30 protein-coding genes and 1 tRNA gene are annotated in these 26,982 nt (G+C 69.6%); 11 read left to right on the plus strand and 20 right to left on the minus strand.

Annotated elements, in window-relative coordinates; all coding sequences use genetic code 11:
* Positions 1-299 precede the first annotated feature (299 nt).
* Positions 300-1,931 carry a substrate-binding domain-containing protein gene (locus ACFV9C_RS07240; RefSeq protein ID WP_380191325.1) on the plus strand — a complete coding sequence of 544 codons (1,632 nt, stop codon included), beginning with the start codon at positions 300-302 and terminating at the stop codon, positions 1,929-1,931.
* Between the two features lie 52 nt (positions 1,932-1,983).
* Positions 1,984-2,064 (plus strand) — tRNA-Leu (locus ACFV9C_RS07245).
* 913 nt (positions 2,065-2,977) lie between these two features.
* Here the strand turns inward: ACFV9C_RS07245 and ACFV9C_RS07250 are convergent.
* Positions 2,978-4,765 (minus strand): DUF222 domain-containing protein, encoded by a 1,788-nt coding sequence (locus ACFV9C_RS07250; RefSeq protein WP_380191326.1) that lies wholly within the window; start codon positions 4,763-4,765, stop codon positions 2,978-2,980.
* 208 nt (positions 4,766-4,973) lie between these two features.
* Here ACFV9C_RS07250 and ACFV9C_RS07255 point away from each other — a divergent pair, with 208 nt between their 5' ends.
* On the plus strand, positions 4,974-5,141 hold the full coding sequence (locus ACFV9C_RS07255) for a hypothetical protein (protein ID WP_380191328.1): 168 nt from the start codon (positions 4,974-4,976) through the stop codon (positions 5,139-5,141).
* Here the strand turns inward: ACFV9C_RS07255 and ACFV9C_RS07260 are convergent.
* Both ACFV9C_RS07260 and ACFV9C_RS07265 read right to left on the minus strand, forming a co-directional pair.
* Positions 5,119-5,517: a PEP-utilizing enzyme gene (locus ACFV9C_RS07260; RefSeq protein ID WP_380191330.1), complete on the minus strand. Its 399-nt coding sequence runs from the start codon at positions 5,515-5,517 to the stop codon at positions 5,119-5,121. The genes ACFV9C_RS07255 and ACFV9C_RS07260 overlap by 23 nt on opposite strands.
* Positions 5,508-7,115 carry a PEP/pyruvate-binding domain-containing protein gene (locus ACFV9C_RS07265; protein ID WP_380191332.1) on the minus strand — a complete coding sequence of 536 codons (1,608 nt, stop codon included), beginning with the start codon at positions 7,113-7,115 and terminating at the stop codon, positions 5,508-5,510. The genes ACFV9C_RS07260 and ACFV9C_RS07265 overlap by 10 nt, the downstream gene beginning before the upstream one ends.
* Between ACFV9C_RS07265 and ACFV9C_RS07270 the strand changes: the two genes are divergently transcribed.
* Positions 7,114-7,554 (plus strand): hypothetical protein, encoded by a 441-nt coding sequence (locus ACFV9C_RS07270; RefSeq protein ID WP_380191334.1) that lies wholly within the window; start codon positions 7,114-7,116, stop codon positions 7,552-7,554. The genes ACFV9C_RS07265 and ACFV9C_RS07270 overlap by 2 nt on opposite strands.
* A complete protein-coding gene (locus tag ACFV9C_RS07275) occupies positions 7,554-8,123 on the plus strand; it encodes a transcriptional regulator (protein ID WP_380192298.1) in 570 nt (189 codons plus the stop codon). Before ACFV9C_RS07270 ends, ACFV9C_RS07275 begins: the two co-directional genes overlap by 1 nt.
* On the opposite strand, the gene ACFV9C_RS07280 is transcribed toward ACFV9C_RS07275, so the two are convergent.
* The 4 genes from ACFV9C_RS07280 to ACFV9C_RS07295 are packed head-to-tail and all read right to left on the minus strand — an operon-like array spanning position 8,110 to position 10,931.
* On the minus strand, positions 8,110-8,703 hold the full coding sequence (locus ACFV9C_RS07280; RefSeq protein ID WP_380191335.1) for a hypothetical protein: 594 nt from the start codon (positions 8,701-8,703) through the stop codon (positions 8,110-8,112). The genes ACFV9C_RS07275 and ACFV9C_RS07280 overlap by 14 nt on opposite strands.
* Before the next feature lie 2 nt (positions 8,704-8,705).
* Positions 8,706-9,311: an RdgB/HAM1 family non-canonical purine NTP pyrophosphatase gene (gene rdgB / locus ACFV9C_RS07285; protein WP_380191337.1), complete on the minus strand. Its 606-nt coding sequence runs from the start codon at positions 9,309-9,311 to the stop codon at positions 8,706-8,708.
* Complete coding sequence (gene rph, locus ACFV9C_RS07290; protein WP_380191339.1) at positions 9,308-10,024, minus strand: ribonuclease PH; 717 nt, start codon at positions 10,022-10,024, stop codon at positions 9,308-9,310. Before rph ends, rdgB begins: the two co-directional genes overlap by 4 nt.
* Positions 10,025-10,034: 10 nt before the next feature.
* Complete coding sequence (locus ACFV9C_RS07295; RefSeq protein WP_380191341.1) at positions 10,035-10,931, minus strand: SGNH/GDSL hydrolase family protein; 897 nt, start codon at positions 10,929-10,931, stop codon at positions 10,035-10,037.
* A 146-nt stretch (positions 10,932-11,077) separates the two neighbouring features.
* Between ACFV9C_RS07295 and ACFV9C_RS07300 the strand changes: the two genes are divergently transcribed.
* Positions 11,078-12,250 carry a Gfo/Idh/MocA family protein gene (locus ACFV9C_RS07300; RefSeq protein ID WP_380191342.1) on the plus strand — a complete coding sequence of 391 codons (1,173 nt, stop codon included), beginning with the start codon at positions 11,078-11,080 and terminating at the stop codon, positions 12,248-12,250.
* Between the two features lie 172 nt (positions 12,251-12,422).
* Positions 12,423-13,241, plus strand: a complete 819-nt coding sequence (locus tag ACFV9C_RS07305; protein ID WP_380191344.1) for an SAM hydroxide adenosyltransferase — start codon at positions 12,423-12,425, stop codon at positions 13,239-13,241.
* Here the strand turns inward: ACFV9C_RS07305 and ACFV9C_RS07310 are convergent.
* The 6 genes from ACFV9C_RS07310 to murI are packed head-to-tail and all read right to left on the minus strand — an operon-like array spanning position 13,238 to position 18,507.
* Positions 13,238-13,915, minus strand: a complete 678-nt coding sequence (locus ACFV9C_RS07310; RefSeq protein WP_380192299.1) for a neutral zinc metallopeptidase — start codon at positions 13,913-13,915, stop codon at positions 13,238-13,240. The two genes, ACFV9C_RS07305 and ACFV9C_RS07310, sit on opposite strands and share 4 nt — an antisense overlap.
* Positions 13,916-13,926: 11 nt before the next feature.
* Positions 13,927-14,532: a TetR family transcriptional regulator gene (locus ACFV9C_RS07315; protein ID WP_380191346.1), complete on the minus strand. Its 606-nt coding sequence runs from the start codon at positions 14,530-14,532 to the stop codon at positions 13,927-13,929.
* A complete protein-coding gene (locus ACFV9C_RS07320; protein WP_380191348.1) occupies positions 14,529-16,025 on the minus strand; it encodes a DHA2 family efflux MFS transporter permease subunit in 1,497 nt (498 codons plus the stop codon). Before ACFV9C_RS07320 ends, ACFV9C_RS07315 begins: the two co-directional genes overlap by 4 nt.
* 60 nt (positions 16,026-16,085) lie before the next feature.
* Entirely contained in the window at positions 16,086-16,922 is an 837-nt protein-coding gene (locus tag ACFV9C_RS07325) for an alpha/beta fold hydrolase (RefSeq protein ID WP_380191349.1), read from the minus strand.
* Positions 16,903-17,649: an MBL fold metallo-hydrolase gene (locus tag ACFV9C_RS07330; protein ID WP_380191351.1), complete on the minus strand. Its 747-nt coding sequence runs from the start codon at positions 17,647-17,649 to the stop codon at positions 16,903-16,905. The genes ACFV9C_RS07325 and ACFV9C_RS07330 overlap by 20 nt, the downstream gene beginning before the upstream one ends.
* A 54-nt stretch (positions 17,650-17,703) precedes the next feature.
* Positions 17,704-18,507: a glutamate racemase gene (gene murI, locus ACFV9C_RS07335; protein ID WP_380191353.1), complete on the minus strand. Its 804-nt coding sequence runs from the start codon at positions 18,505-18,507 to the stop codon at positions 17,704-17,706.
* A 167-nt stretch (positions 18,508-18,674) separates the two neighbouring features.
* Here murI and ACFV9C_RS07340 point away from each other — a divergent pair, with 167 nt between their 5' ends.
* Positions 18,675-19,037 carry a hypothetical protein gene (locus ACFV9C_RS07340; protein WP_380191354.1) on the plus strand — a complete coding sequence of 121 codons (363 nt, stop codon included), beginning with the start codon at positions 18,675-18,677 and terminating at the stop codon, positions 19,035-19,037.
* An 82-nt stretch (positions 19,038-19,119) separates the two neighbouring features.
* Here ACFV9C_RS07340 and ACFV9C_RS07345 read toward each other — a convergent pair whose 3' ends face one another.
* From ACFV9C_RS07345 to clpS, 6 genes are all read right to left on the minus strand, one after another.
* The gene (locus ACFV9C_RS07345) at positions 19,120-20,070 is read right to left on the minus strand and encodes a PLP-dependent cysteine synthase family protein (protein ID WP_380192300.1); all 951 of its coding nucleotides are present in this window, start codon (positions 20,068-20,070) and stop codon (positions 19,120-19,122) included.
* On the minus strand, positions 20,067-20,351 hold the full coding sequence (locus ACFV9C_RS07350) for a MoaD/ThiS family protein (protein ID WP_380191356.1): 285 nt from the start codon (positions 20,349-20,351) through the stop codon (positions 20,067-20,069). Before ACFV9C_RS07350 ends, ACFV9C_RS07345 begins: the two co-directional genes overlap by 4 nt.
* Position 20,352: 1 nt before the next feature.
* On the minus strand, positions 20,353-20,811 hold the full coding sequence (locus ACFV9C_RS07355) for a Mov34/MPN/PAD-1 family protein (RefSeq protein ID WP_380191358.1): 459 nt from the start codon (positions 20,809-20,811) through the stop codon (positions 20,353-20,355).
* A 71-nt stretch (positions 20,812-20,882) separates the two neighbouring features.
* On the minus strand, positions 20,883-21,860 hold the full coding sequence (locus tag ACFV9C_RS07360; RefSeq protein WP_380191360.1) for an aldo/keto reductase: 978 nt from the start codon (positions 21,858-21,860) through the stop codon (positions 20,883-20,885).
* A 17-nt stretch (positions 21,861-21,877) separates the two neighbouring features.
* Positions 21,878-22,432: a DUF2017 domain-containing protein gene (locus tag ACFV9C_RS07365; protein WP_380191362.1), complete on the minus strand. Its 555-nt coding sequence runs from the start codon at positions 22,430-22,432 to the stop codon at positions 21,878-21,880.
* Positions 22,429-22,716 carry an ATP-dependent Clp protease adapter ClpS gene (gene clpS, locus ACFV9C_RS07370; RefSeq protein WP_380191363.1) on the minus strand — a complete coding sequence of 96 codons (288 nt, stop codon included), beginning with the start codon at positions 22,714-22,716 and terminating at the stop codon, positions 22,429-22,431. Before clpS ends, ACFV9C_RS07365 begins: the two co-directional genes overlap by 4 nt.
* A gap of 49 nt (positions 22,717-22,765) precedes the next feature.
* Between clpS and ACFV9C_RS07375 the strand changes: the two genes are divergently transcribed.
* Both ACFV9C_RS07375 and ACFV9C_RS07380 read left to right on the plus strand, forming a co-directional pair.
* A complete protein-coding gene (locus ACFV9C_RS07375) occupies positions 22,766-24,100 on the plus strand; it encodes a nicotinate phosphoribosyltransferase (RefSeq protein WP_380191365.1) in 1,335 nt (444 codons plus the stop codon).
* Positions 24,097-24,558 (plus strand): MarR family winged helix-turn-helix transcriptional regulator, encoded by a 462-nt coding sequence (locus ACFV9C_RS07380; protein WP_380191367.1) that lies wholly within the window; start codon positions 24,097-24,099, stop codon positions 24,556-24,558. The genes ACFV9C_RS07375 and ACFV9C_RS07380 overlap by 4 nt, the downstream gene beginning before the upstream one ends.
* Positions 24,559-24,617: 59 nt before the next feature.
* Here ACFV9C_RS07380 and ACFV9C_RS07385 read toward each other — a convergent pair whose 3' ends face one another.
* The gene (locus ACFV9C_RS07385) at positions 24,618-25,859 is read right to left on the minus strand and encodes a D-arabinono-1,4-lactone oxidase (RefSeq protein ID WP_380191369.1); all 1,242 of its coding nucleotides are present in this window, start codon (positions 25,857-25,859) and stop codon (positions 24,618-24,620) included.
* Between the two features lie 97 nt (positions 25,860-25,956).
* Here ACFV9C_RS07385 and ACFV9C_RS07390 point away from each other — a divergent pair, with 97 nt between their 5' ends.
* Positions 25,957-26,955: an ElyC/SanA/YdcF family protein gene (locus tag ACFV9C_RS07390; RefSeq protein WP_380191371.1), complete on the plus strand. Its 999-nt coding sequence runs from the start codon at positions 25,957-25,959 to the stop codon at positions 26,953-26,955.
* Positions 26,956-26,982 lie beyond the last annotated feature (27 nt).

Genomic DNA, 26,982 nt, shown 5'->3' on the forward strand with positions numbered 1-26,982 from the left:
ACTTTCGACCGTTTCACGGCAATGGTCCATGGAACGGTCGTTTGAGCAAACTGCCACTGTGATTTGGATCACAGATGGATCTCAGCGGACCGCAGCAGAGTCGGCACGCAGGGTGAGTTTTACAGCGTTCCTGTGAAAGAGCCGTACTCCGGAGACGGTTCCGGTTCAGCGACGGGTGTGTCACGACCGTTCCCGCCGTCACCGTGACGTGCGGAAATTCGGTAATCTGCGCGCGCAGTCAGCCTCTGGCAGCATCTGGGAGGGAGGGACGTGCCGCGATGGGAAAACACTCCTCTGCGGTGACAGGACGTAACAGCAACCGCCGTACGGTGTACCTCACCGCGGTCGGGCTGCTGGTGTTGTCGCTCGGCGCCGTTTTCGTGGTCCGGTCCTTCGGTGCCGGCTCCGGGACGGACGGCCTGCTCGGCGGCGGGAAAGCCTGCTCCGACCCGACCCAGATCCGGCTCTCCACCACGCCGGAGATGCAAGGCCCGCTCGAGGCCGCCGCCAAGTCGCTGTCCTCTAAGGGCGGCAAGGACGGCAACGCCTGTTACCAGGTCACGATCACCGCCGTACCGTCGTCTACGGTCGCCCGCGACGTCGCGCACGGCAGCGACAGCCGGCCGGACCTGTGGGTGCCGGACTCCTCCCTCTGGGTCTCGCAGGCCGACGACGGCGAGAACGTCCCGAACATCGCGGTCCCCTCGATCGCCACCTCACCACTGGTACTGGTCGGCCGGAACGAGAACTTCGGCGACACCTCCAGCTGGCTGCGGCTGCTCGGCGCCACCGAGCCCGCGTTGCTCGACCCGCTGAGCACCTCGCCGGGCGCTCTCACGCTGCTCGCGGTGCAGTCCGAGCGGCAGAAGACCTCGGCGTCGGACACCGCGGTGGCAGACGTCGTCGTACCGCTGGCACAGAAGCTCGGCTCGATGGCCAAGCCGTACACGGACGTCAACGCGCTGTTCGGCCGGGCGGACCAGGACGGCAGCAAGACCGTCGTACCGGCGTCGGAGCAGAGCTTCGTGAAGTACCAGGAGACGCACCCGGACGCCCAGCTGAAGGCGATCCTGCCGGCCACCGGCACGCTGACGCTGGACTACCCGATCGTCGTCACCGCGAAGTCCGACAGCCAGCAGGCGAGCGACGCCGCGCAGGCGCTGGCCACCGAACTGCTGACCGACTCGGCCGCGCAGTCCCGGGACCAGGCCGGCTTCCGCGACACCACACTCAGCCCGCTGAGCGGCGGCCGCGGCGTCGGCGACGTCACCCAGCTCACCAAGCCGACCAGCTCCGCGATCGAGAGCACGCTGCAGAACTGGACCCGGCTGTCGCTGTCCACGCACTCGCTGGCCGTCATCGACGTCTCCGGCTCGATGGCCGAGAAGGTCGGCAGCAAGACCCGCTGGCAACTCACCGTCGAGGCGGCGTCGAGCGGCCTGAACCTGTTCCCGGACAGCGCTGAGCTCGGCCTCTGGACGTTCTCGACCAAGATCGGCTCGGACAACGCCGACTACAAGCCGCTGGTACCGATCGCGCCGCTGACCAAGACCCAGCGCGCGACCATCGTCGGCCAGCTGACCAGCCAGCACCCGATCATCGGCGGCGGCACCGGCCTGTACGACACCGCGATCGCAGCCGTCCGCCAGGTCCGCCAGACGTACAAGTCGAGCGCCGTCAACACCATCCTGCTGTTCACCGACGGCAAGAACGACGACCCCGGCAGCCCGACCCTGGCCCAGGCCGTCCAGACCCTCCAGGGCCTCCAGGACCCGTCCCGCCCCGTCCGCATCATCGCCCTCGGCATGGGCCCCGAAGCGAACGCGAACGAACTCACCGCCCTGGCCCAGGCCACCGGCGGCCAGGCGTACGTCGCGAAGAACCCCAGCGACCTCAAGAGCGTCTTCATCGACGCCCTCCAGAGCCGCTGACCCGGCAGCCTCCCCTAGGATGGACCCCCAGGGGAGGCACCACGCCTCCTCAGCCAGAGTGGTGGAACGGCAGACACACCGGCTTTAGGTGCCGGCGCCCCCGGGCGTGCGGGTTCAACTCCCGCCTCTGGCACAACCAGCAACTCAACACCCCAGCTCGTCGCGAACCCGCTCGCCGGGCCGGCCAGCACGCTCGGCCTCCTCCCACCCCTCCCAGTCCTCGTACCGTTGTCGTCACCGCAACCCATCCCAACGACCACACCGCTCTCCCCGACCGCTCCCGCCCCGACCAGCCGGGGCACGGCCCGCGTGACACCGATCCCCACCCCCTACCTCCTCCGCCTCGACCAGCCCGGGGCACGGCCTGGATGACGCCGATCCCCACCTCTACCGTCTCCGCCCCGACCAGCCCGGGGCACGGCCTGCGTGACGCCGATCCCCACCCCTTACCGACTTCGACCGCCACGGGGTCGAGCCGGATAGCAGACTCGGAGCCAGCGGCCCGTACTCGAACGTGATGGAACTCGATCCGGGTGCGCGCCGATTCGTGTCTCCGGCGAGCTGGCCTAGCCAGCCTGCCGCCATCTGCGAACGACCGGCGCAGTGGACGCAAACACTGAGTTTGAGGGTGCTGCCGCGATGGTCACAGCCTGAGCCTGACAACTGGGGACACAGGACCGGAACCCGGGCGAACCCGACGTCTGTTCCTCCAACCTCTCCGACGGCGAGAGCACAGCCGAGCCGAGGCCGGCGGCTGCTGGCCCCACACCGCAACCCGTCAAGATCACCACCTCGCGGCCCGCGGCCTGACGACCAGGATCGTCGGAGGCCCGCTGACCATCATCGACACCACCAGCACGCCGTCGGACTGCCGCAAGTGACACCCCTCGCCGCAGGACACGGAGTGGCGAATGGCATGCCCAGCGCCCCAGCTCTCCTCGACGACGCCATTACCCCGCGAAGCCGCCCGGCCCGATGCTGTCCGGCGTGATGGCGTCCTCGCCATCAGCACAAGAATCTCGGCACACCAGTCCGCCGCCATCCGCTCACATGGTTACGAACGATGGCGGACCGGTCACAGGCTCCGCCGGCGCACGCTCACCCCACACCGCGAAACGAGCCGCAGCAGTAAGGGTCGCGTCGTCAGCCCTCCACCGACCGCTTCGTGCAGTGGGCACGGCCGTGCCGCCCCAGGGGTCGCCTGGCGGCTCGTTCGGTTCGGCGGGTCTGGGTCTGCCGTCGGCACGCACAGGCCAGGCAGGCACGCTACCCGGCGGCTCAGGTACACGCGGCGCTCCACCGGACGGCCGATCAGCTCGGACGGCGGCCGCGACCACCGGCTGGGCGGAGTCGGCACCTGCGGGTCGCCCTGGATACGCACCCCCAGGTTCGCCAGAATCCGCCCTTGCAGGCCGCCCGAGGAACGCACCCGTAGATCGGGCAGGCTCCGCCCCTGCAGGTTGCAGCAGACGCGCAGCAACAGGTCGGATGGAGCCGGCGTCTGCTGGTGGCGCGGGAGATGCACCCGAAGGTTGGGCAGGCTCCGCCGCTGCAGGTTGCGCCGGGTCCGCACCCGCAGGTTGGGCTGAGTCTGCCCCTGCAGGTTGGACGAGATCAGTGCCCGGTGGTTGGGCGGGGCGTGCAGGCGTCGGGTCGGCCCAGGCGGGGCGGGCTACGTGGACCTTGCCGTTGGTGATGGTGACGGTCCAGCGGTCATTGTGGAGGTCGACATGGTGCCGTCGGCATAAGAGCGCGAGGTTGTCGACGGCGGTCGGTCCGCCGTCGACCCAGTGCGTCAGATGGTGGGCGTCACACATCACCGGCGGCGCCGCACAGACCACACAGCCCCGGTCCCGGGCGATCAGGGCGTGGCGGATGTGTCTGGTGACGAGGCGTTCGCTGCGGCCGACGTCCAGTGGCTGGGAGTTCGAGCCGAGGACGAGCGGGATGATGTTGGCGTCGCACGCCAGGCGGCGGATGGTGCCGGCGGAGAGGTCGTCGCCGTAGACGGTTTGGCCGGTCGCGTGGGCGGTGGCTGACGTCAGGTCGTCGAGGTCGATGGTGACGGTGATGTTGGCCTTCGCGCCGTGCCCGGCGGTGTCGGTGTCCCAGGCATTCGCGGCCACCGTCAACGCGGTGGTGAGTGCGTCGGCTTGGCGTTTGTCGCGGGGGCGGGGGTCGTGGTCGCCGTCGACGGTCTTGTGGGGGCGGGCACCGGCATGTACGACGGCGCGCAGCAGTTCGGCGTTCTCGTTGGACAGGTAGCCGCGGAACTTCACCCCGTTCTCCGCGGTGCTCAACGTCAACGACTCGCGCTGATACGCCTTGTGTTCTGCGGGTTCGGGGCCGTCGGCGTCGATGCGGTCGCAGAGGTGTTTGGCGGCGGTGCGGAGTTCTTGGGGGGTGTGGGTGGGGACGAGGCCGACCAGTTGCCGTTCGGTGACGTCGAGGGTTTCGGTCGGGACGCGGTCGCGGACGCGTTCGAGTTCGGTGATGATCGCGGCCGCGTGGCCGGTCTGCATCTGGTGGACCGTGCCGTCGGCCGACTCGATGCCGTCGGTCAGGGCGGTGTTCACGGCCTGGTACTTGGGCAGGGCGCGGGCCAGGCGGACGTCGCGCGAGACCTCGGCGCGGTCGCGGCGGTGGCGGAGGGTGAGGAGTTCGACGGTGTCGCGGGCGCCGACTTCCTCGGGCAGGCCGTCGGTCTCGGAGCGGGCGATGAGTTGCAACTCGACGGATCGCAGGCGGGCGATCTGGGTACGGACCTTGTCCAGGGCAGGCAGCACCTCGTGGTTGCCTAGAGCAACCACTGTGCGTCCGCCGAGAATGTCCATGAACAGACTCTAGCTGGTGCCTCCGACAGTTTTCAAAGCCGGGAACCCCTTATTTTCAAGGAGATTCGTTATCCACAGATTTCGAGGTAGTAGTCGGTTCGTGGTCCTCGGTTGGCTGTGGACATCGCTCTTTGAGGGCAGGGTGGCGTTCGGGGATTTTCCAGTTGGCTGGGGATTCAGTTGTGGTGGGCGGCGGTACGATCGGAGCATGGGGAGACAGGTGCTCGCCGGGGTGTACGTGGCGGTGATGGTTGCGGTTGTGGTTGGTGTGGATGTGGGGTTCTTCCGGCACCAGTTCTGGCCGCGGTTGTTCGTGAACGTTGGGATTGTATTGGTCTTTCTCGCGTTCTATCTCAGGTTTCTGAAGCGGAACTGAGGTGTACGGCGCCGGTTGAGCCGTTGAGGCTGATGCCGGAGCCGGTGGGGATGCGGTCGGTTGCGTGCGGGACGGCTACGACGGCGGGGATGCCGTGTTCGCGGGCGACGATCGCGGCGTGGGAGAGGATGCCGCCGGTTTCGGTGACGACGCCGGCGGCGATCGACAGGAGCGGGGTCCAGGCCGGGTCGGTGTGCGGGCAGATGAGGATGTCGCCGGGGCGGACGGATGCGAAGTCGGCGGGGCCGCGGATGACGCGCGCGGGTCCGGTCGCGATGCCGTGACTGGCCGGGGTGCCGGTCAAGGTCGCCGCGGTTCCGCGGTCGGTGGGGCCGACCGGCGTGGCGGAGGCACCCGCGGGATCTCTTATCCCCACGAGCCGCTCGGGCGGCACGGGCGACGCTGGCGGCGCGGGTCGCGCGGGTGAGGCGGGTTGCGCGGGGGGGGTGCGGGTGGCACGGGCCGCCCGGACGGAATGGGCGGCGCGAGGTGGGTGGAGGGGCTCGGCGAGGTGGAGTGCACGGGCGACGCGGGTTCCATTGACGGAGTGGACGGCGACGGGTGCGCGGGCAGCGCGGGTGAGGCGGGCTGCGCAGAGGGTGCGGGTGGCACGGGCCGCCTAGACGGAATGGGCGGCGCGAGGTGAGTGGAGGGGCTCGGCAAGCTGGAGTGCGCGGGCGGCGCGGGTCGCTTGGACGGGGCGCACGGCGTGGACGGATCAGGGCGCCTGGACGGAGCGGGCGGCTCGAGGTGGGCGGCGGGGCTCGGCGGGGTGGGGTGCACGGGCGGCGCGGGGTGCGTTGACGGAGCGGGCGGCTCGAGGTGGGCGGCGGGGCTCGGCGGGGTGGGGTGCACGGGCGGCGCGGGGTGCGTTGACGGAGCGGATGGCGCGGGGCGCGCGGACGAGGCAGACGGCGCACGGTGCATGGGTGGCGTGGACGGCGCAGGGTGCGCGGGTTGCGCGGAGGGGGCGGGTGAGACGGGCTGCGAGGCGGGTTGGGGTGAAGCGGGCTGCGCGGACGCGGCGGGTGAAGCGGGTCGCGTGGAGGGAGCCGGTGACGTGGGTCGCGCGCAGGGAGCCGGTGAGGCGGGTCGCGCGGACGGAACCGGTGACGTGGGTCGCGCGGACGGAACCGGTGACGTGGGTCGCGCGGACGGAACCGGTGACGTGGGTTGTGTGGAGGGTGGGGTGGGGTTGGGGGTTGGGGGGTGGGTGGTTATGGGGCGGGATTGTAGGAGCCAGATGGTGTTGGTGGTGATGGACCATTCGATGTCTTGGGGGGTGCCGAAGGTGGTGGTGGCGTGGGTGGCGAGGGTGGTCAGGTGTAGGGCGGTGGGGGTGGAGAGGGTTGGTGTACGGCGTTGGGTGGTGGGGACCGGGCGGGTGACCAGGCGGGGGCCGTCTCGGTGCAGGGCGGTGGGTTTGTCGGCGATTGTGCTGGTGACGGTGCCGTTGTGGATCTCGTAGCGGTCGGGGGTTACGCGGCCTTCGACGATGCTGGGGCCTAGACCCCAGGAGGATTCGATGAGGGTGGAGCCGTCGGGTGCGGTGAACAGGACGCCGGAGATTTCTGCGTCGATGTGGTGCTGGATGATGACGGCCATCGCTGGTGGTGGGGCGTCTTTGCGGTACGCCGTTGCGCGGTCGGAGTAGAGGGATGCTCGGCAGGCTCGTACGGCGTCGACGATCGCGTCGATTCCGCGTACGCCGAGGAAGGTGTCGTACTGCCCCGCTGCCGAGGACAGCCCGGTGTCCTCGTTGGATGCCGAGGAACGTACGGCGACGACAGGGTCCCCAGCAGTTGCCAGCCACCTCCGCAGTTCCTCGACCGGCAGTTCGCCCGCCCCGTCCGCGGGCGGGAAGGGGATGACTACGCCGTCCGGGACGGGGAGGTTGGCTTGGAGGAGGACTGCCAGGGCCGCGGCTTTCGGGCCGCAGGTGGCGGGGATGGCTTGGATCAGCGGGATCAGCATGGACCAGACCTTCTATCAACGTAACGTTGACAACGTTTCGTTGATGATCCACTGTATCGGCATGCGACGCAACCAGAACTCGGATCAGCTGCAAGCTGAGCGGCAGCGGGCGGCCCGCGAGCAGCTGCTGACCAAGGGGGCCAAAGACGTGCCGGCCCGGCCTTGGCGGCCGGCGCCGGTGCCGTTGTCGGCGGTGGATCTTACGCAGTTCGCGGCTTGGCGGGCGGCGGAGCTGGGCGAGGAGGAGCTGCTGGCGGCGTTGGCGTTGTTGCCGGCGGCGCGGGCCGAGGTGGACGAGGTCGAGGCGGGGTTGTTGTTCATGGCAAGGAGTTCGGGGTTGACCTGGGCGGACATGGCGGAGGCGATGGGGTTCAGTTCGCCGCAGGCTTGTCAGCAGCGCTTCAACCGGCTCGCCGCGCGACAGGACGGGGCGTCGTGATGTTGCTCGTGTTGCATGCGGTGCGGTTGCTGGGGTTCGCTGATGCGCGGGCGATCGCCCGGCGCTTCAGCTTGTCGGTCAGCGAGACGCAGGACGCGCTTGCGGACGCCGAGGCGCGCGGGTGGACGGCGTACAGCAGTTTTGCGGGAAGCTCAGGATGGTCGCTCACCGAGGAAGGGCGGGCGGAGAACGAGCGGCTGCTGAAGGCGGAGGGCCAGACAGCAGCCGTGCAGGAGGTGTACGACGAGTTCCTGCCGCTGAATGCGTTGCTGCAGCAGGCGTGCACCGATTGGCAGTTGAAACCGACCGCCGACGATCCGCTGGCGGCGAACGATCACTCGGATCCCGCGTGGGATGCCGGCGTGCTCCATGAGCTGAAAGCCCTGGAGCGAGCGCTCGTCCCGCTCAACGCGAAGCTGCCGCTCCCCCGATTCCAGGGGTACGACGCCAGGTTCGCACACGCGCTGCAGAACGGCTGGGTCGACCGGAGCGACGTGGACTCCTGTCACCGCGTCTGGTTCGAGTTGCACGAGGACCTGATCGCAACGCTCGGGCTCACTCGCTCCTAGCCGCGTCCAGGTACGCCGCACCCCGCGGCGAGATCCGGTACCCGACCTCCAGGCTGTAGGTCAGCCCAAGGTTCTTCAGCTTCCGTACGTCGAGCTTGAACGGCGCGGTCTCCCGCCCGACCGACGCGGCCAGGTCCCCGGCCCGGACGGCCGGCGTGTTCTCGATCAGCTGCAGCGTCTGCAAGGTCCACGGACCATGGTTGCTGAGGGCATCGAAGCGCGCCAGCCGTTCCCGTAGGTCGGCGAGGTCGGCGTCGGACAGCACCGACTGCGAGGCGAGCTCCTCGCGCGGATCTGGTCCCGAGAGCAGATGGAACCGGATCAGGAACGTCGGCAGCGACTCGTCGCCGCGCAGCCGCCGGCGGACGTCGCGGGCGTTCTGCCGGTCGGCCAGCCGTACGTCGGCGTCCGTGTCGGCGATCAGCTCCGGATTCACCTCGCGGATGCTGTCGATCTCGATCCGCCCCGCGTTCGTCCGGTACACCCGCCCCTCGACGACCCGTGGCTCGGCCCACCGCCGATAGGCGACGGTGATCCGCCCATCCGCAACCCCGTCCCGGTCAGAACCCGCGAACAACATGCCTAGCTCCCCAATGCCTTCGCGACGATCGGGGCGAGTGAGCGCAGCGCCTTGCCCCGGTGGCTGATCGCGTCCTTCTCCTCGATCGACAGCTCCGCCGTCGTCCGGTCGTACCCGTCCGCCTGAAAGAGTACGTCGTACCCGAACCCGCCGGTCCCCCGCAGCGAGCGGATCACCGACCCGCGCATCTCCCCGAGGACGATCTCGTCCGGCCCGTCCGGCCGGACGAAGGCCACCGCCGCCACGAAGGATGCCCCGCGCCGCTCGTCCGGCACGTCCTCCAACTGGCCGAGCAGCAGCACGTTGTTCGCATGGTTGTCCTTCAAAGGACCCGACCAGCGCGCCGACAGTACGCCGGGCATCCCGTTCAGCGCGTCGACGCAGATGCCGCTGTCGTCCGCGATCGACGGCAGGCCGGTCGCCTTCAGCGCCGCGTGTGCCTTCAGTAGCGCGTTCCCCTCGAACGTCGACTCGGTCTCGGCCGGTTCGTCGTACGGCGGGACGTCGCCGAGCCCGAGCACCTCGATGCCGGGCACGATCGGGGTGAGGATCCGCCGCAGTTCCTCGAGCTTCTTCTTGTTGTTCGAGGCAAGCAGGACCTTCGTCACGCGAGCGCCTCCTGCTGCACCTTGGCCAGGTCCGCGCAGCCCGCGACGCCCAGCTCCAGCAGGCTGTCCAGCTCCGAGCGGTCGAACGGCGCGCCCTCCGCGGTGCCCTGCACCTCGATGAACTTCCCGTCGCCGGTGATCACCAGGTTCATGTCGGTCTCGGCCCGGACGTCCTCCTCGTAGCAGAGGTCGAGCATCGGCGTACCGTCGATGATCCCCACCGACACCGCGGAGACGGTGCCCGTCAGCGGCTCGCTCTTCAGCAGCTTCCGCTCGCGCAGCCAGGACACCGCGTCGGCGAGCGCGACGTACGCGCCGGTGATCGCCGCGGTCCGGGTGCCGCCGTCGGCCTGGAGTACGTCGCAGTCCAGCAGGATGGTGTTCTCGCCGAGCGCCTTGTAGTCGATCACGGCCCGCAGCGAGCGGCCGATCAGCCGGGAGATCTCGTGGGTACGGCCACCGATCTTGCCCTTGACGGACTCGCGGTCCGAGCGGGTGTTGGTGGCGCGCGGCAGCATCGCGTACTCCGCGCTCACCCAGCCGAGGCCGGAGCCCTTGCGCCAGCGCGGCACGCCCTCGGTCACACTCGCCGCGCACAGCACCCGGGTCCGCCCGAACTCGACCAGCACCGAGCCCTCGGCGTGGTCGAGCCAGTTCCGGGTGATCGTCACCGGGCGGAGCTGGTCAGCATTACGTCCATCGATACGGGCCATGAATCAGACCCTATGCCTCCAGGCGCCGCACCTCCGAATGCGACGAGGGCGGGAGTGCGACGGACGACGGCGGCAGGACGAGCGGACCGGCCGGACCGGCGAGCGGGCGGACCTGCGGGCGCACGTGCGTGACCGCCATCCGGGCGGCCCAGGGCAGCAGGTCGTTGGCCCGGCGGCCCAGCCAGGGCGCGCCTTCCTTCACCAGCCACACGGCGTCCGCCCAGCGGCTCGGCGGCCGGTACGCGCAGTCCAGGTCCGGCGGTACGTCGATCCGCACGCCGCGGACCGCCAGCTCGTCCGCGAACGCCCGGGCCAGCTTGCGATGCCCGCGCTCGCCCGGGTGCAGCCGGTCGACGCTCCAGAAGTCCCGCCGGTACACCTCGGGGTAGTCGGCCATGTCCAGCCGGATCCCGCCGTACCGGGTGTACAGGTCGTCGAAGGCGTCATTCACCTGCTCGATCCGCTGCCACAGCGGGCGCCGCAGCCAGCGCGGCAGGCCGAACACCTTGCCGTGGTCGTGGAACCGGACGGTGAGCAGTACGGCGCCCCGCGCGGTCAGGTGTTCCGCGCAGTGCGCGAGGTGTTCGCGGATCCGGCCCACGTCGAAGGTCGACCTCAGCGTGTCGTTGACGCCGACGATCAGCGAGGCGATGTCGATCGGACCGTCACCGGTCGAGGGCAGTTGCTCGGTCGCGACGACCGGCACGGTGGCGCCGCTGGTCGCGAAGTTGGAGAACGTCACACGGTGGGAGCTGGCCAGGGAGTCGGCGAGCAGCGAGGCCCAGCCCCGCCACCCCTCGCCCGGGCGCGCACCGGCACCGGACAGGTCGGTCGTACTGCTGCCGTTCATCGGGTCCCCGACCCCTACGGTGGTCGAGTCCCCCAGTGCCACGTAGTGGAGGCTCACATTCCGCCATGGTGACGGTACGGAGCGATACCTCGATGTGCGGCGGGTGACGGGCAGCCCAATTCCAGAGAGAGGATCGGTGATTGATTGACAGAATTGCTCGGAGTTAGGCTGTTGCAAACAACTATGTGCAGGAGTTGCCTGGTATGACTGATCTTCGGTTTGGCGTCGTGGGCCTCGGCGCCCGCAGCCGCATCGCGCAGTACGCGCACCGTCCCGGCGAGGGTTCCGAGGTCGTGGCCCTGGCCGACCCGTCCGCCCCGCAGCGGGACGCGGCCCTCGAGCTGTACCCGGACGCGACCGCGTACGCCGACCACGCCGAACTGCTCGACCAGAAGCTCGACGGGGTGTTCCTGACCACGCCCGACGACCTGCACGAGGGTCCGGCCGTCGACTTCCTGAGCGCCGGCGTGAACGTGTTCGTGGAGAAGCCGCTCGCGATCACCACCGAGGGCTGCGACCGCGTGCTGCAGGCGGCATACGACTCGGGCGCGCGCCTGTACGTCGGCCACAACATGCGCCACATGCCCGTCGTCCTGACGATGCGGAAGCTGATCCAGGGCGGCGCGATCGGCGACGTGAAGGCGATCTGGTGCCGGCACTTCGTCGGGCACGGCGGCGACTTCTACTTCAAGGACTGGCACGCCGACCGCAGCCGGACCACCGGTCTGCTGCTGCAGAAGGGCGCCCACGACATCGACGTGATGCACTGGCTGGCCGGCGGGTACACGACCCGGGTGAACGCGATGGGCGCACTCACGCTGTACGGCGGGATCACCGACCGGCAGGACCGCTCCGGGCAGCGGTTCAAGGACTTCGTGTCCACCGACAACTGGCCGCCGCTGGAGCAGAAGGGGCTGGCGCCGGTGATGGACGTCGAGGACATCTCGCAGGTCAACCTGCTGCTCGACAACGGCGTCCTGATGAACTACGAGCAGTGCCACTACACGCCGGACTACTGGCGCAACTACACCGTGATCGGCACCCACGGCCGGCTGGAGAACTTCGGCGACGGGCCGGGCGGCGTGGTGAAGGTGTGGAACAGCAAGCGCTCCGGGTACCGCGAGGACGCCGACCAGGTGGTCGAGATCGAGGGCGACACCGAGAACCACGGCGGCGCCGACCCGCACCTGGTCGCGGAGTTCGTGAACTTCGTCCGGGACGGCGGCGCCACGCTGACCTCCCCGGTCGCGGCCCGCGCCGCGGTCGCCGCCGGGTACGCCGCGACCCAGTCGCTGCGCGCGGACGGCGTACCGCAGGACGTGCCGCCGCTGGACCCGGCCCTGGTCAGCTACTTCGACAACGGACAGGCGCGCTGAGGGTGCTACGCTCGTCGACGTGACCAGGTACGCCGCGATGCGAATGCTGAGCCCTCGATGCGGGAGGACTTCAGCGGCGTAGGCACATGTGCTTGCAGCGAGAGGCCCCCGATGTCGGGGGCCTCTTTCGTTTTCGAGACCGAGACAGCTGCGAACCACCCTGGAGTGCCACATGATCACGTACATCACCGACTGTCACGACGGCAACGCCCGCGCCAGACTCAGCGCCCGGATCGGCGCGCTCTTCGGCCAGGCCCCGACGATCGTCGCCGCCGACGGGCCCGATCCGGAGTCGTTCGCCGCGCTCACGCTGCTCGACTGCCTGATATCCCTGGACCTCCTCGGCGAGGAGGGCCACCCGACGGTCACGCTGCTCAACATCGCCCCGCGGGACGGCGTCTGGCCGAACGGCGTACCGTTCTGCTACTTCCACCACGGCAAGCACCTGGTCGTCAGCACCTTCAACGCGCACGTGCTGTCGCTGGTACGCCGGGAACTCGGCATCGAGAAGGTCCACGTCACGGACATCCGCGAGGCGGTGACCGCGGCCGGGTTCGGCCAGGCGGACGTCGAAAAGATCGCCGGCACCCAGTTCCGCAGCCTCTGGTACGTGCCGTTGCTGGCGAAATGGGTCGCCGACGGCCGGCCGGTGCCCGCGACCGAGACCGCCGTACCGGACCTCGTCGCCGCCGTACCGGTGGTCGCGCATGTCGACAACTTCGGCAACTGCAAGCTCGACCGCGGCCTCGATCTGGTGATCGGCGGCACGCTACCCGTTGCCCGGCGCAACGATAACGGCAGTACGACGGTGGTCGACGTGACGGTCTACCCGCACCTGACCGCCGTACCGCGGAACGCCCCCGGCATCGTCCCGGGCAGCTCCGGCACCGGCTTCACCGAACTGGTGATCCGCGGCGGCTCGGCGGCGGCCGAGTTCGGGCTCCGCCCGGGCGACGCGGTGCTGGAGCCCGTCAGCGCGCAGGTGGCCTAGGAGACCTGGGCGGCCGGCGCGGCCCAGGTGTTGCAGGCCCCGGGCCGCTTCAGCTGAACGGCCCGGTTGATCCAGTACCGCTGGTTCGCCTCGCTGCCGTGGTTCGGGATCTTGATGATCTGCCAGCCCCAGTCGCTCCGCATCTGGGCGGTGATCGGGTAGGTACGCCGGTTCGCCGTCAGGAAGACGTGCCCGAGGCAGGATGCCTGCAGTTCGAGACGCCGTTCGAGCTGGTCCTTGGCGGCCTGGTCGGGCGCGGCCGCGTACAGGTTCTGGTACGCCGTCATCATGCCGGTCAACTGCTGTACGTAGTGCCCGTACTCGTGCGTCCCGACGTGCGACGCCCACCAGGACGCGCCGATCGGACCGTAGTCGCGGTTGCTGATCAGGATCTCGTCGCCGCGCAGGTAGATGGTCTCGTCCGACGAGCAGTAGAACGAGACGTACGGCGCGCTCTTACCGCAGGGGGTGTTGAAGGTGGCGAACACGACGGCCATGGCGGGCTGGTGGAACTCGTAGCCGGCTGCCGCGATCGCGGCCGGCCAGCCGCGGTTCAGGCACTTCAGGAGGCCGTTGTAGAACTCGTTGACAGCGTTCGGGTTGGTCGGTTGGACCTGAGGCTTAGCACCACGACCGCTAGACCCAACCTGCGCACCATCAAGTCTCCCTAGGATTCGGACGAACCCTAGGACTGCGCGGGGTCTCCCTTCGGTTCCAGCGTCAGGCCGGCCAGTTGGTCGAAGGCGTCGTCCATCGTCTTCAGGTACTCGGGCAGCGGTGCGTCGACGGCCAGGAACTGGTACGTCGCCATCACCACGCCGACGACCGCGCCGGCCCAGGCGCGGACCGTGAAGTCGTCGGCGGAGCGGCCGGTGCGTTCGGCGGCGAGGCCGGCGAGCAGGTCGATGCCGCCGTACAGCTGGTCGAGCATCCGGACCCGCAGCTCGGGGACGCTCATCACGAGTCGCTGACGCTCCGACTCGAGCGCCCACTCGTCGTCGCTCAGCACGTCGAGGCTCTGCCGGATCGCGGCCCGGAGTGCCTCGGTCGGGTGCAGCTCGGCCGGCTGGCCGCGGAACAGCTCGATCATCAGCGGGTCCAGCCGGTCGAAGACGATCGTGTCCTCCTTGGTCGGGAAGTACCGGAAGAACGTGGCCGGCGACACCTCGGCCGCGGCGGCGATCTCCTGGACCGTCGTCTCGGCGTACCCCTGGTCCCGGAACAGCCGCAGCGCATGTTCCTGGATCGAGGCCCTCGTCTTCGCCTTCTTCCGCTCCCGCAACCCACTCATATCTTGATTGTGACTGCTTCCGTCACGACGCCAGTGGTACGGCGGGGCAGAAACGCGAGCGCGAGCACGATCGACACGGCCGCGAGACCGCTGCAGGCCCAGAGCGTCACGTCCATGCCGTTCACAAAAGCCGCCCGGGCGGACCGGGTCAGTTCGGGCGAACCGATCGCGATCGCGGCGGACGCGCTGTCCCGGGCAACGTGGGCCGCTGCCGGCGGGAGGCCCGTCACGTCGAGATGGCTGCGGTACGCCGCGTTCAGCACCGTGCCGAGGATCGCGACGCCGAGCGTGCCGCCGACCTGCCGGGACGCCTGGATCAGCGCGGAGCCCGAACCGCTGCGGTCGAGCGGCAGCGCGGCGAGCGCCAGCCCGTTCATCGGCGGCAGCGTGAACCCGATGCTCAGCCCGACCAGGCTGACCCAGATCGCCGTGAACCCGTACCCGTCACTCTCCTTCGTGAGCGCCCCGATCGCCAGCCCGACCAGCATCAGCCCGAACCCGAACACCACCGACACCCGCGCGCCCGCCTTCTCCAGCAGGCGTTCGGCGAGCTTCGCGCCGACCAGCATCCCGCCGATGATCGGCAGCAACCGCAGCCCGGCCTGGAACGCGTCCGCGCCCTGCACGGCCTGGAACAGCTGCGGCAGCACGAACAGCAGACCCACCAGCGCGAACGACGCCAGCGTCGCGAGCACCGTGCCCCAGGTGAACCCCGCCGACCGGAACAACGACAGCTCGATCAACGGATCCGCCGTACGCCGGGCCCACGCCCAGAACGCGACCAGGAACGCCAGCCCTCCCACGATCCCGCCGACCGCCCACGCCGAGCCCCACCCGTGCTCCCCCGCCGCGATGAACCCGTACGTCAGCGCCACCAGCCCTGCCGCCGTCAGCAGGATCCCCGGTACGTCGATCCGCCGTGACCGGTGGCCGGCCGTCCGCGGGATCAGTACGGCGACCGCGACCAGCCCGACCGCGACCAGCGGCAGGTTGATCAGGAACACCGAGCCCCACCGGTAGTGGTCGAGCAGCCAGCCGCCGAGCAGCGGGCCGAGCGGGATGCCGATCGAGTTCGCCATCAGCCAGATCGTCATCGCGCGCTGGCGTTCCTCGGGCGCGAACAGCAGGTTCAGCAGCGACATCGAGAGCGGGATCAGGAACGCCGACCCGATGCCGAGCGCGGCGCGGCCCGCGATCAGCTGCCCCGGCGTCTGCGCGAACGCACACGCCGCCGACGCCAGCCCGAACACCACGAGCGCCCCGAGCATCAGCCGTTTCGGCCCGAACCGGTCGCCCAGCAGCCCGGCCGGCAGCAGCAGCGACGCAAGCACCAGCGTGTACGCGTTCGCGAACCACTGCAGCTGACTCGTGGACGCCTTCAAATCGGTCGCGAGCGTCGGCAACGCGACGTTCAGCACGGTCAGGTCCAGCCCGATCACGATCAGGCTGACCGACATCGCCCCCAGGGCCCACCACCGGCGCGGATCCAGCATGACGAACACCTTTCTGAGATCAACTCTAATTTGAGAGTAGATCTCAGAATTGCGATCTGTCTAGCGGACCGCGCCGCGGAGCACCTCCCGGACCAGCTCGGGCTGCTCCAGCCACGGTGAGTGACCGGCGTCCGGGATCAGGTGGAACGTGTGATTCGGGACGTGTTCGGCAAGGTCTCGCACGGCCCAGGCCGGGCGTGGATCGCCGTCGCCGTGGACGAACGTGACCGGTGCCTGAATCGTCGCCGCCCGCGCCGTCAGCTCGTCGTCCGGCACCCGCCCCACCGCCCCCAGCGCGCGGTTGGCGGCGAAGTTGATCGGGAGGTCGACCGACGCGCTCGCGTACGCCCACTCCATCGCCCGCTCCCGGTCCGCGTGGTCCGTGAACCAGGACAGCGCCCGGAACTCGATCTCCTCGGCCTGCGACCGCGGCCGTCCGGACAGCTCCTCCAACCGGGCGTCCTGTTCCGGCGTGATCCGGCGCGCGCGTTCCTCGTGGTACGCCGTCCGCCAGTCGCCGACGCCGACCCCGTCGAGGTACACGACGCCGGCCACGTGATCGCCGTACGAGGCGGCGTACGCCATCGCGAGCGAGGCGCCGAACGAGTGGCCGAGGACAACGATCCGTTCATGCCCGAAGTACGCGCGGAGCTCGTCGACGTCCTGCGCGCTCCGGGCCATCGATTGCGTGTCCGACGGCCCCGACCGACCGCAGCCGCGCTGGTCGAACCGATGCACGACGGTCAGGTCGTCGAGCATCTCCGCCAGTACTTCGTGGTCGTCCCAGAGACCCGGACCGCCGTGCAGGATCACGACCGGCGGGCGCGTCGGCTCCGTACTGGCCGTACCGGTCGTTGCGGTCCACAACCGCACGCCGTCAGATGTCGAAAACGGCATCTGGGGCAGCGATCTCGACCGGGCCGGAGAAGGTACGGCGGGCGTGGTCGGCCTGCGTCTCGCGGTCGTACCACGGCGGCACGTGCGTGATCACGAGCCGTTTCACGCCGGCCTTCTTCGCGTGCTCCCCGGCCTCCGACGGGGTGAGGTGCAGGTCGGCCGGGTTGGCCGGGTCGTCGTCCGGGAGCGCGGCCTCGGACAGCAGCACATCGGCGCCCCGGGCAAGCTCCACGAGCGCGTCGTTCGGACCGGTGTCACCGGTGTAGACGAGCGACTTGTTGCCGTACTCGACGCGGATCGCGTACGCCGGTACCGGGTGCACCATCGGCGCGGTGCGGATCGTGAACGGCCCGACCTGCTGGACTTCCTGCCAGGCGTGGAATTCCAGCTCCTCCGCCATCCCCGGATCGAGCGGCAGGTCGTACGCCAGCGCCATCCGTTCCGCCGTACCGGGCGGGCCGAAGACGGGGATCCGCGGGATCGGCGACCCGGGCGCGTAGCGCGCCGCGACGTACAGGCCGCAGAGGTCCATGCAGTGGTCAGGATGCAGGTGGGACAGGCCGATCGCGCCGATCTCCGGGACCCGGAGATGCCGCTGCAGCGAACCGAGCGCGCCACTGCCGAGGTCGAGAACCAGGTGGAACCCGCCGGCGGTGACCAGATAGCTCGAGGCGGCCGAGTCCGGCCCGGGTACGGACCCGGAGCAACCGATCACGGTGAGCTTCATACCTGGAACCCTACCGGCGAGTTGCCGCCGGCGCAGGACGATTCAGGTCACACCTCAACGTACCCAGGCGAATTGGTCGACTACTGCGAGCGCCGGCCCGAGGAAGCGCGAGCCGATCGCGGCGAACTCGGCCGGGTTGCCGGTGGTCACGAACCGGTGCTCCGGCGCGGGCAGGTGGTCGGGACGCAACAGGTTCGTCTTGGTGAGCACGGAGTACACGTCCTTCGCGCACTCCTCCGCACTGCTGACCAGCGTGACGTTGTCGCCCATCACGTACGAGATGACGCCGGTGAGCAACGGATAGTGGGTGCACCCGAGGATCAGCGTGTCCACACCGGCCTCGACCAGCGGGTCCAGGTACTCGTGCGCGGCCTCCAGCAACTCCGGCCCGGACGTCACACCCGACTCGACGAAGTCCACGAACCGCGGGCAGGCGCGGGTGAACAGCTCCACCTGCGGCGCGGCCGCGAACCCGTCCTCGTACGCCAGCGACTGCGCGGTCGCCTTCGTGCAGATCACGCCGACGCGCTGATTGCGGGTCGCGGCAACGGCCCGGCGCGCGGCCGGCAGGATCACCTCGACGACTGGTACGTCGTACCGCTCGCGGGCGTCGCGCAGCATCGCCGCGCTGGCCGAGTTGCAGGCGATCACCAGCATCTTCACGCCGGCGTCGACCAGGTGGTCGAGGCACTCCAGCGCGTACTCGCGGACCTCGGCGATCGGCTTCGGGCCGTACGGCTGCCGGGCGGTGTCGCCGAGATACAGGATCGGTTCGTGCGGCAACTGGTCCAGAACCGCGCGGGCGACAGTGAGTCCCCCGAAGCCAGAGTCGAAGATCCCCACCGGTGCGTCAGCCACAGGAAGAGCTTATACAAGTCCGGTCGCGGGCAGACCGGAAGCCAGCCTTACCTAATCTTTGCGGACGACACGCCGGGGTTGTCCACATCTTTACGTTATGGAATTGCCTTTTCGCGTGATGCACGCCACTCTGGAGCGATGTTTGTTCGACCGCCCCTCGTGATGCCATGAGCTTGCTGCATCACCTCGCGGTGGCCCTGAATACCACCGCCGCACCAACTCCGCAGCCCGGCCACGTCGCTGTCGCAGGACAGGCGGCGAGCCAGAGTGCGGAGTCGAACAACGGCACAGCAGCAGATGTCGCGTCCTCGATCGGACCGATGGGCCTGCTGCTGTTGCTGCTGATGGCGATCGTCGCTGTGTACGTCGTCTCGCTGTCGCTGCACCCGAATGCCAAGTGCACCAGGTGCAAGGGTGCCGGCCGGCACCACGGCAGCATCTTCAGTTACGCCCAGCGCCCCTGCAGCAGCTGCAAGGGCCGCGGGGTCCACCCACGACTCGGCCGCCGGGTCCTGTTCAAAGAACCGTAGGATGACCTAACCCCTGCAAAAGGTGCCCTAGGCAACAATCAGCGCATCGAGTCCGGTCCGGCACTCCGCCCGCCGGTCCGGCTCACGCCCAGAGCTGGCCTTCGAGACGGTCCTCGGCCTCGTCGATCGTGCCCTCGTACGCGCCGGTGGACAGGTACTTCCAGCCGCCGTCCGCGACCACGAAGGCGATGTCCGCCTGCTCGCCGTCCCGCACGCACCTGGCCGCCTGGCCGAGCGCCGCGTGCAGGATCGCGCCGGTGGAGATCCCGGCGAAGATGCCCTCGTTGTCGAGCAGCTCGCGGACCCGGCGTACCGCGTCCCGCGGTCCGACCGAGAAGCGCGCGTCGATCAGCGTCTTGTCGTACAGCTCCGGGACGAAGCCCTCGTCCAGGTTGCGCAGGCCGTAGACGAGTTCGCCGTACCGCGGCTCGGCGGCGACGATCTTCACCTCGGGCTTGTGCTCGCGGAAGAACCGGCCGGCGCCCATCAGCGTGCCGGTGGTGCCGAGGCCGGCGACGAAGTGCGTCACCGACGGCAGGTCCTCGAGGATCTCGCGCGCCGTGCCGTCGTAGTGCGCGAGCGCGTTCGACGGGTTGCCGTACTGGTAGAGCATCACCCAGTCCGGGTGCTCCTCCGCGACCTGCTTCGCGACCCGGACCGCCTCGTTGGAGCCACCCGCGGCCGGCGACGAGATGATCTCGGCGCCCCACATCCGCAGGATCTGCCGGCGCTCCTCGGAGGTGTTCTCCGGCAGCACGCACACCATCCGGTAGCCGCGCAGCTTCGCGGCCATCGCGAGCGAGATGCCGGTGTTGCCCGACGTCGGCTCGAGGATCGTGTTGCCCGGGCGCAGCCGGCCGTCCTTCTCGGCGTCCAGCAGCATCCGCAGCGCCGCCCGGTCCTTGATCGAACCGGTCGGGTTGTGGTCCTCGAGCTTCGCCCAGAGCCGGACCTCGCCGGACGGCGACAGCTTGGGCAGCCCGACCAGCGGCGTACCGCCGACCGAGTCGAGCAGGCTGTCGAAACGCATCAGAAAGAGCCGCCCGCGACTGCCGGGAGGACCACCACGACGTCGCCGTCCTTCACCTCGGTCTTCAGGCCGCCGGTGAACCGGACGTCCTCGTCGTTCACGTAGACGTTCACGAACCGGCGCAACTCCTCCGGGTCGCCCTCCACGATGCGCTCCTTCAGGCCCGGGTGGTTGCCGTTCACGTCGTCGATGAACGCGGCCAGGTCGGTCCCGTCGCCGGTGACCGCCTTCGCCCCGCCGGTGTAGGTGCGCAGGATCGTCGGCACGCGCAGCTCGATCGCCATCTCAGTTCTCTCCTTCAAGGGTTTCTGTATAGGAACCAACCACGCGTACTTCTTCTTCCGTGACCGCGCCGTCGACGATCCGGTACGACCGGAACTCGACCGGCCCGTCGTACGCCGGATCCTGGGCACCGTCCCGGGTGGACACCAGCACGTAGTGCGCCCCCGGCTCCTGGGCGAGGTTGATGTCGGTCCGCGACGGGTACGCCTCGGTGGCGGTGTGCGAGTGGTAGATCACCACCGGCTCCTCGTCGCGCGCGTCCATCTCCTGGTAGAGCCGGAACAGATCACCCGAGTCGAACTCGTAGAACGTCGGCGACATCGCGGCGTTCAGCATCGGCACGAACCGCGTCGCCCGATCCGACCCCTCCGCGCCCGCGACCACCCCGCACGCCTCGTCCGGATGATCCTTCCGGGCATGCGCCACGATCGCGTCGTACGTCGCCTTCTCGATGACCAGCACGCCTCCACGGTACGGCGACGGCGCGGGCCGTCCTGCCAACCACGGAGTCGGTCCACAATGCGGACAGCGGGTTACCAGCGGTCGTGGATCTCGGGGCGGATCAGGGCGTCGTAGACCTCGCGGACCGTGGTGTGCTGGGCGGGGGTGAGGGTGGGGAGGGCGGCGGCGGTGGTGTTGGCGGTGGCTTGTTCGGGGTTGCGGGCTCCGGGAATGACGACCGAGACGGCGGGGTGGTCGAGGATCCAGCGGAGGGCGAACTGGGGCATCGTGGTGCCGGGGGTGCGGGCGGGGTTCAGGCGGCGGACGGCCTCCAGGCCCGTCGTGAACGGGACTCCGGAGAAGGTCTCGCCGACGTCGAAGGCCTCGCCGTGGCGGTTGTAGGTGCGGTGGTCGTCGGCGGCAAAGGTGGTGTGTTCGTCGTACTTGCCCGACAGCAACCCACTGGCCAGCGGGACCCGGGCGATGATGCCGACGCCGGCCGCTTGGGCCGCGGGCAGGACCTCGTCGAGCGGCTTCAGGCGGAACGCGTTCAGGATGATCTGCACCGTCGCCACGTTCGGGCGGGCGATCGCGGTGAGCGCCTCCGCGCACGTCTCGACGCTCACGCCGTACGCCGCGATCCGGCCCTCGTCGACCATCGCGTCGAGCGCGTCGAAGACCGCGTCGTTCGAGTACACCGGCGTCGGCGGGCAGTGCAGCTGCACCAGGTCGATCGTGTCGACGCCGAGGTTCCGCCGGGACCGGTCGTTCCAGGCGCGGAAGTTCGCCGCCGTGTAGTTCTCCGGGACCTGCTCCACCCGGCGGCCCATCTTCGTCGCCACGGTCAGCCCGTCGTACGACGACAGCACCTGCCCGACCAGCCGCTCCGACCGCCCGTCGCCGTACACGTCCGCGGTGTCGACGAACGTCACGCCGGCCTCGATCGCGGCCCGCAGTACGGCGAGCGCGTCGCTCTCGTCGACCGCACCCCAGTCCGCCCCGAGCTGCCACGCCCCGAGCCCGACCACACCCACATCCCGCCCGGTCCGCCCGAGCCGCCGCGTCTCCATACGCGCCACCCTACGGGTCAGCGCATGTTGTGCAGCAGCGCCGACTGCAGGTACCCGAGCCAGTCGTACAGGTCGTACGTGAGCCGCCGCGGGTCGTCCTCGTCGAGCTTCTCCCAGGTGGCGTAGTCGTCCTCGTCCTTGATGTCGAGGCGGGTGCCGATCGCCAGCCGCAGATCGTTCAGCGCGCGCAGCCAGGACAGCTGCTCGTCCGGCTCCAGCGCGATCTCGTCGGCGCCGGACTCCTCCAGCGCGGACAGCACCCGCTTGGCGTCGGTGACCTTCCCCTCGCGCAGCCCGCGCTCGGTGAACCGGCGGAACTCCGCCGACGCCATGTCGTCGCTCTTGTACGCGTCCGGCAGCAGCCGCTGCAGTACGACGTCCTCGGGCGGCGAGGTCGGGCCGTCGTTCTCGCTGAGCATCGCCTCCAGCGGGTCGACCGGCGTGGTGGTGCGCGGCGGCAACCCGTCGTACAGCAGCTCGACCAAGTTCCGCAGGAGGTTCGCCAGGATGTCCGCCTCGTGCTCGGCGAAGCTGACGACCACCGTCTTGCGGCGCTTGCGGAACCGCGTCACGACTTCTCGCAAGTGGCCCACAGGCCGTAGGTGTGCATCGCTTCCACGTCGCGTTCCATCGCTTCCCGGTTCCCGTTCGACACCGCCGACTTGCCCTCCTGGTGCACCTGCAGCATCAGCTTCTCCGCCTTGGACTTGGAGTACCCGAAGTACTGCTGGAACACGAACGTGACGTAGTCCATCAGGTTGACCGGATCGTTCCAGACGATGGTCACCCAGGGTGGGCTGAGCTCGATCGCCTCATCGGTCTCGGCGCTCTCCAGCTCGCTCGGTGCGGTGCTCACCTGACCATTCTCTCCATCATCGGTTCCGGTCTCACAATAGGCTTCTCCTGTGACCCACTCGACGGCACTTCTGACCGACCACTACGAGCTCACCATGCTGCAGGCCGCGCTGGCGGACGGCACGGCGGAGCGGCGCTCGGTGTTCGAGCTGTTCGCCCGGCGGCTGCCCGACGGCCGGCGGTACGGCGTGGTGGCCGGCGTCAACCGGCTGCTGGACGCGCTCGAACAGTTCCGGTTCGACGAGCAGACGATCGCCTTCCTGGCCGACCGCGGAGTCGTCGACCAGGCTACCCGGGACTGGCTGGCGGACTACCGGTTCACCGGCGACATCTCCGGTTACGCCGACGGCGAGATCTTCTTCCCGGGCTCGCCGGTACTGGTGGTGGAGTCCTCGTTCGCCGAGGCAGTACTGCTGGAAACCGTTTTCTTGTCGATCCTCAACCACGACTCCGCGGTCGCGTCGGCCGCGTCCCGGATGACCTGGTGGGCGGGTGGGCGGCCCTGTATCGAGATGGGCTCCCGCCGGACCCACGAGGAGGCGGCGGTCGCCTCGGCGCTGGCGGCGTACGTCGCGGGCTTCGGCGCGACCTCGAACCTGGAGGCGGCCCGCCGCTACGGCATCCCGAGCACCGGGACCGCGGCGCACTCGTTCACGCTGCTGCACGACCGCGAGCGGGACGCGTTCCGGTCCCAGATCGACGCACTCGGGAAGGGTACGACGCTGCTCGTCGACACGTACGACGTCGCCGAAGCGGTCCGCACCGCGATCGAGCTGACCGGACCGGACCTGGGCGCCGTACGACTGGACTCGGGTGACCTGCCGTCGCTGGCCGGGCAGGTCCGCGAGCAGCTGGACGCGCTGGGCGCGACGAAGACCAAGATCATCGTGACCAGCGACCTGGACGAGTACCAGATCGCCGCGCTCGCGCCGGCGCCGGTGGACGGCTACGGGGTCGGTACGTCGCTGGTGACCGGCTCGGGCTACCCGACCTGCGGGTTCGTGTACAAGCTGGTCGCCCGCGAGGACGCGAGCGGCGAACTGGTACCGGTGGCGAAGAAGAGCCCGGACAAGATCTCGATCGGCGGCCGCAAGTGGGCGCTCCGCCGGCGTTCCCCGGCCGGTGTCGCAGAGGTCGAGCTGATCGGCGTCGGCGAGCAGCCGGTCGACGACGGCGACGACCGGGTGCTGCTGAAGTCGCTCGTGGAGTCCGGCAAGATCGTCGGCCGGACCACGCCGGAGGAGTCGCAGGCCCACCACGAGAAGGCCCGCTACGAGCTGCCCCGCTCGGCCAACCAGCTGAGCCGCGGCGAGCCGGCGATCCCGACCGAGTACATCGGCGACTACGACGCGCGGAACCCGTTCCGGTCCCGGAGCCACACGTGAGCGAGGACTGGTCGCCGGACGCGCCCGCCGACGAGGCCGACGTACTGATCGCGTTGCGGTTCGCGGACCGGGCCGCGCGGAAGGCCGTCGCCGAGGAGTTGGCCGGGACCGAGCTGCACACCGGGCAGGAGCTGGTGCTCGCGAAGCTCCTGCACCACGGCTCGCTCCCGGTGGCGCGGCTGGCGAAGGTCCTGGACGTCGAGGTGCCGACCGCGACCCGGACCACCCAGCGGATGGAGGCGGCCGGGCTGGTACGGCGGGTGAAGAGCGCGACCGACGCGCGGCAGGTCGGCATCGAGCTGACCGACCGCGGCGTCGCGCTCGCGCACACCGTCCAGGAGGTCTACGACCGCGCCGGCCGCCGCGCCCTCGCCAACCTGTCCGCCGAGGACCGCCGCGTCATCCGCAACCTCCTCTGGTCGATCACCTCGACCGTCGAGGACCTGACGCAACTCTAAGGACAGGAGGTAGTGCCTGATCCGCGCCCCGGTGAGCTCGCTCCAGGCGCGGACGCCGGCTACCTCCTGTCGTTAGCCCTCGGCAGATACGTGTCCAGATACTCGTTGCGGAACTTGCCGGCCGGGTCGTACTTCGCCGCGAGTGCGATGAAGTCCCGCACCTTCGGGTACCGCTCCGCGAGCGTGGCCGCGTCCGCCTCGAAGACCTTGCCCCAGTGCGGGCGGGTGTCCAGCGGGGCGAGTGCCGCCTCCAGCTCCGCGACGACCGGCCGGACCGCGGCCTCGTCCTGGATCCAGGTGAAGTGCAGCGCCACCGTGTCGCGGCCCTGGCTCGGGCTCAGCCACAGCTCGTCGGCGGCGACCGTCCGTACCTCCGACACCTGCAGCACCGGCGCGAACCGCTCGCCGAGGGACCGCAGTACGTCGACCGCCTCGGCGGCGCGGGCGCGCGGCACGAAGTACTCGGACTGCAGCTCGTCGCCGTTGCTCGGGGTGAACTCGAGCCGGAAGTGCGGCAGCCGCTCGTTCCACGGCCCGGGTACGCCGCCCTGCTGGGTCGCGTAGTCGGCCGGCATCACCTTGATCGGGTGCCGCGCACCGTTCGCGAGCCGTCCGCCCATCCACTCCGGCTCGGGTTCGGTCAGCTCGCGGCGCTTCCGCCAGACCATCACGTCAGGGTCGACCCAGTCGGTGAAGGCGCTGACGCTGTACGCGCTGCCCATCACGTCCGCGAAGTCCGACCGCAAACGGTCGACCGGCACACCGTCGTACACGACCTGACTGATCTGGTACGACGGCTGTACGTCGAGCGTGAGGCTGACCGTGACCCCGAGCGCGCCCAGCGAGATGACCGAGCCCGCGAAGTCCGGGTCGTCCCGGGTGAGCGAGACGAGCTCGCCGTCCGCGTTCACGAACGTGATCGCGTTGACCGCGTCCGCCAGCGGACCGTTGGTGTCGCCGGAGCCGTGAGTACCGGTCGAACAGGCACCCGCGACCGAGATGTGCGGCAACGACCCGAGGTTGTGCAGCGCCAGCCCCTGTGCCTGCAGCGCCGCCGTGATCCCGCCGTACCGCGTCCCCGCCGACACCGTCACGCCGCGCTCACCGACCTCGATGAGTTGCGGCAACTCTTGCACGCTCACGAGGACGCCGGACGTGTCCGCGATCCGGTTGAACGAATGCCCGGTCCCGAGCACCCGCACCTTCTCGGCCCCGGCCACCAGGTGTTGCAGCTCCTCGACGGCCCGAGGTCTGCGCGGCTCACTCGCAAACTCGACGTTCCCGGCCCAGTTCGTCGTCATTCCCGCAGCCTCGCACACCGGGCCTGGATCGGCCTCGTCCCGTCCACACACCGAGCCTCCCCCACCTCGGCGACGGTGCGTGGTTGGATGGCGCCCGATGGTCATCTGCTTCGGTGTCGCCGGGTTCTGGTTCCTGGTCTTCGGCGTCAGTTTCTGGCGGGACCGGCGGCTGTTCAAGAACGGGATCTTCCTGGTCCTGACGCTGATGTTCGCCGGGCTCGGCGTGATCTTCGCGGTCGAGACCGTGAGCAAGCCGGTCGCGGTCGCGATGGTGTGGGCGATCGTGATCGCGATCCCGGTCGCGATCGCCGTACTCGCGGTGTTCCTGGTGATCAACGGCGTCACGATGCTGCGCCGGGAACGCCGCCGGCTGTCGAACCTGCTGTCGCTGATCGTCGGGCTCGGGATCATCGCGTTCGTGCTCTTCAGCGTGCTGGTGCAGAAGATCGGCTGGGAACCGCTGGCCGCCGTACGGTCGGCGCTGCTGGGGATCCTGACCTACATCTCGTTCCTCTTCCTGTGCTTCCTGGTGTACGCGTTCTTCTACAGCCGGGTCCGCTCGTCGCGGAAGGTGGACTTCGTCGTCGTCCTCGGCTCCGGGTTGATCGGCTCCCGCGTCCCGCCGCTGCTTGCGAGCCGGCTGGACCGGGCGCAGCAGGTGTACGAACGCGCCCTCCGCAAGGGGCGCTCGCCCCGGATCATCACCTCCGGCGGCCAGGGTCCCGGCGAGGACCTGCCCGAGTCGCACGCGATGGCGGCGTACCTCGTCGAGCACGGCGTCGCCGCCGACCAGATCATCCGGGAGGACAAGTCGACCACCACCTGGGAGAACCTGACCTTCAGCCGGGACCTGATGGCGGAACTGCGGCCGGAGTACCGGTGCTTGATCGTGACGAACAACTTCCACGCCTTCCGCGCCGCGTTGACGGCCCGCAAAGCGAGGGTGAACGGCCAGGTCGTCGGCTCTCCCACCGCGGCGTACTACTGGCCGACGGCAACAATCCGCGAGTTCATCGCGGTACTGGCCGGCCACCCATACATCAACGGCGCCGTCTGCCTGCTGATCGCAGCCCTCGCGATCGTCCCGCAGTTCTAGGACCGGTCTCTTGATCCCCCGTCTGCG

This window comes from Kribbella sp. NPDC059898, assembly GCF_042730855.1.
Classification (GTDB): Bacteria; Actinomycetota; Actinomycetes; order Propionibacteriales; family Kribbellaceae; genus Kribbella.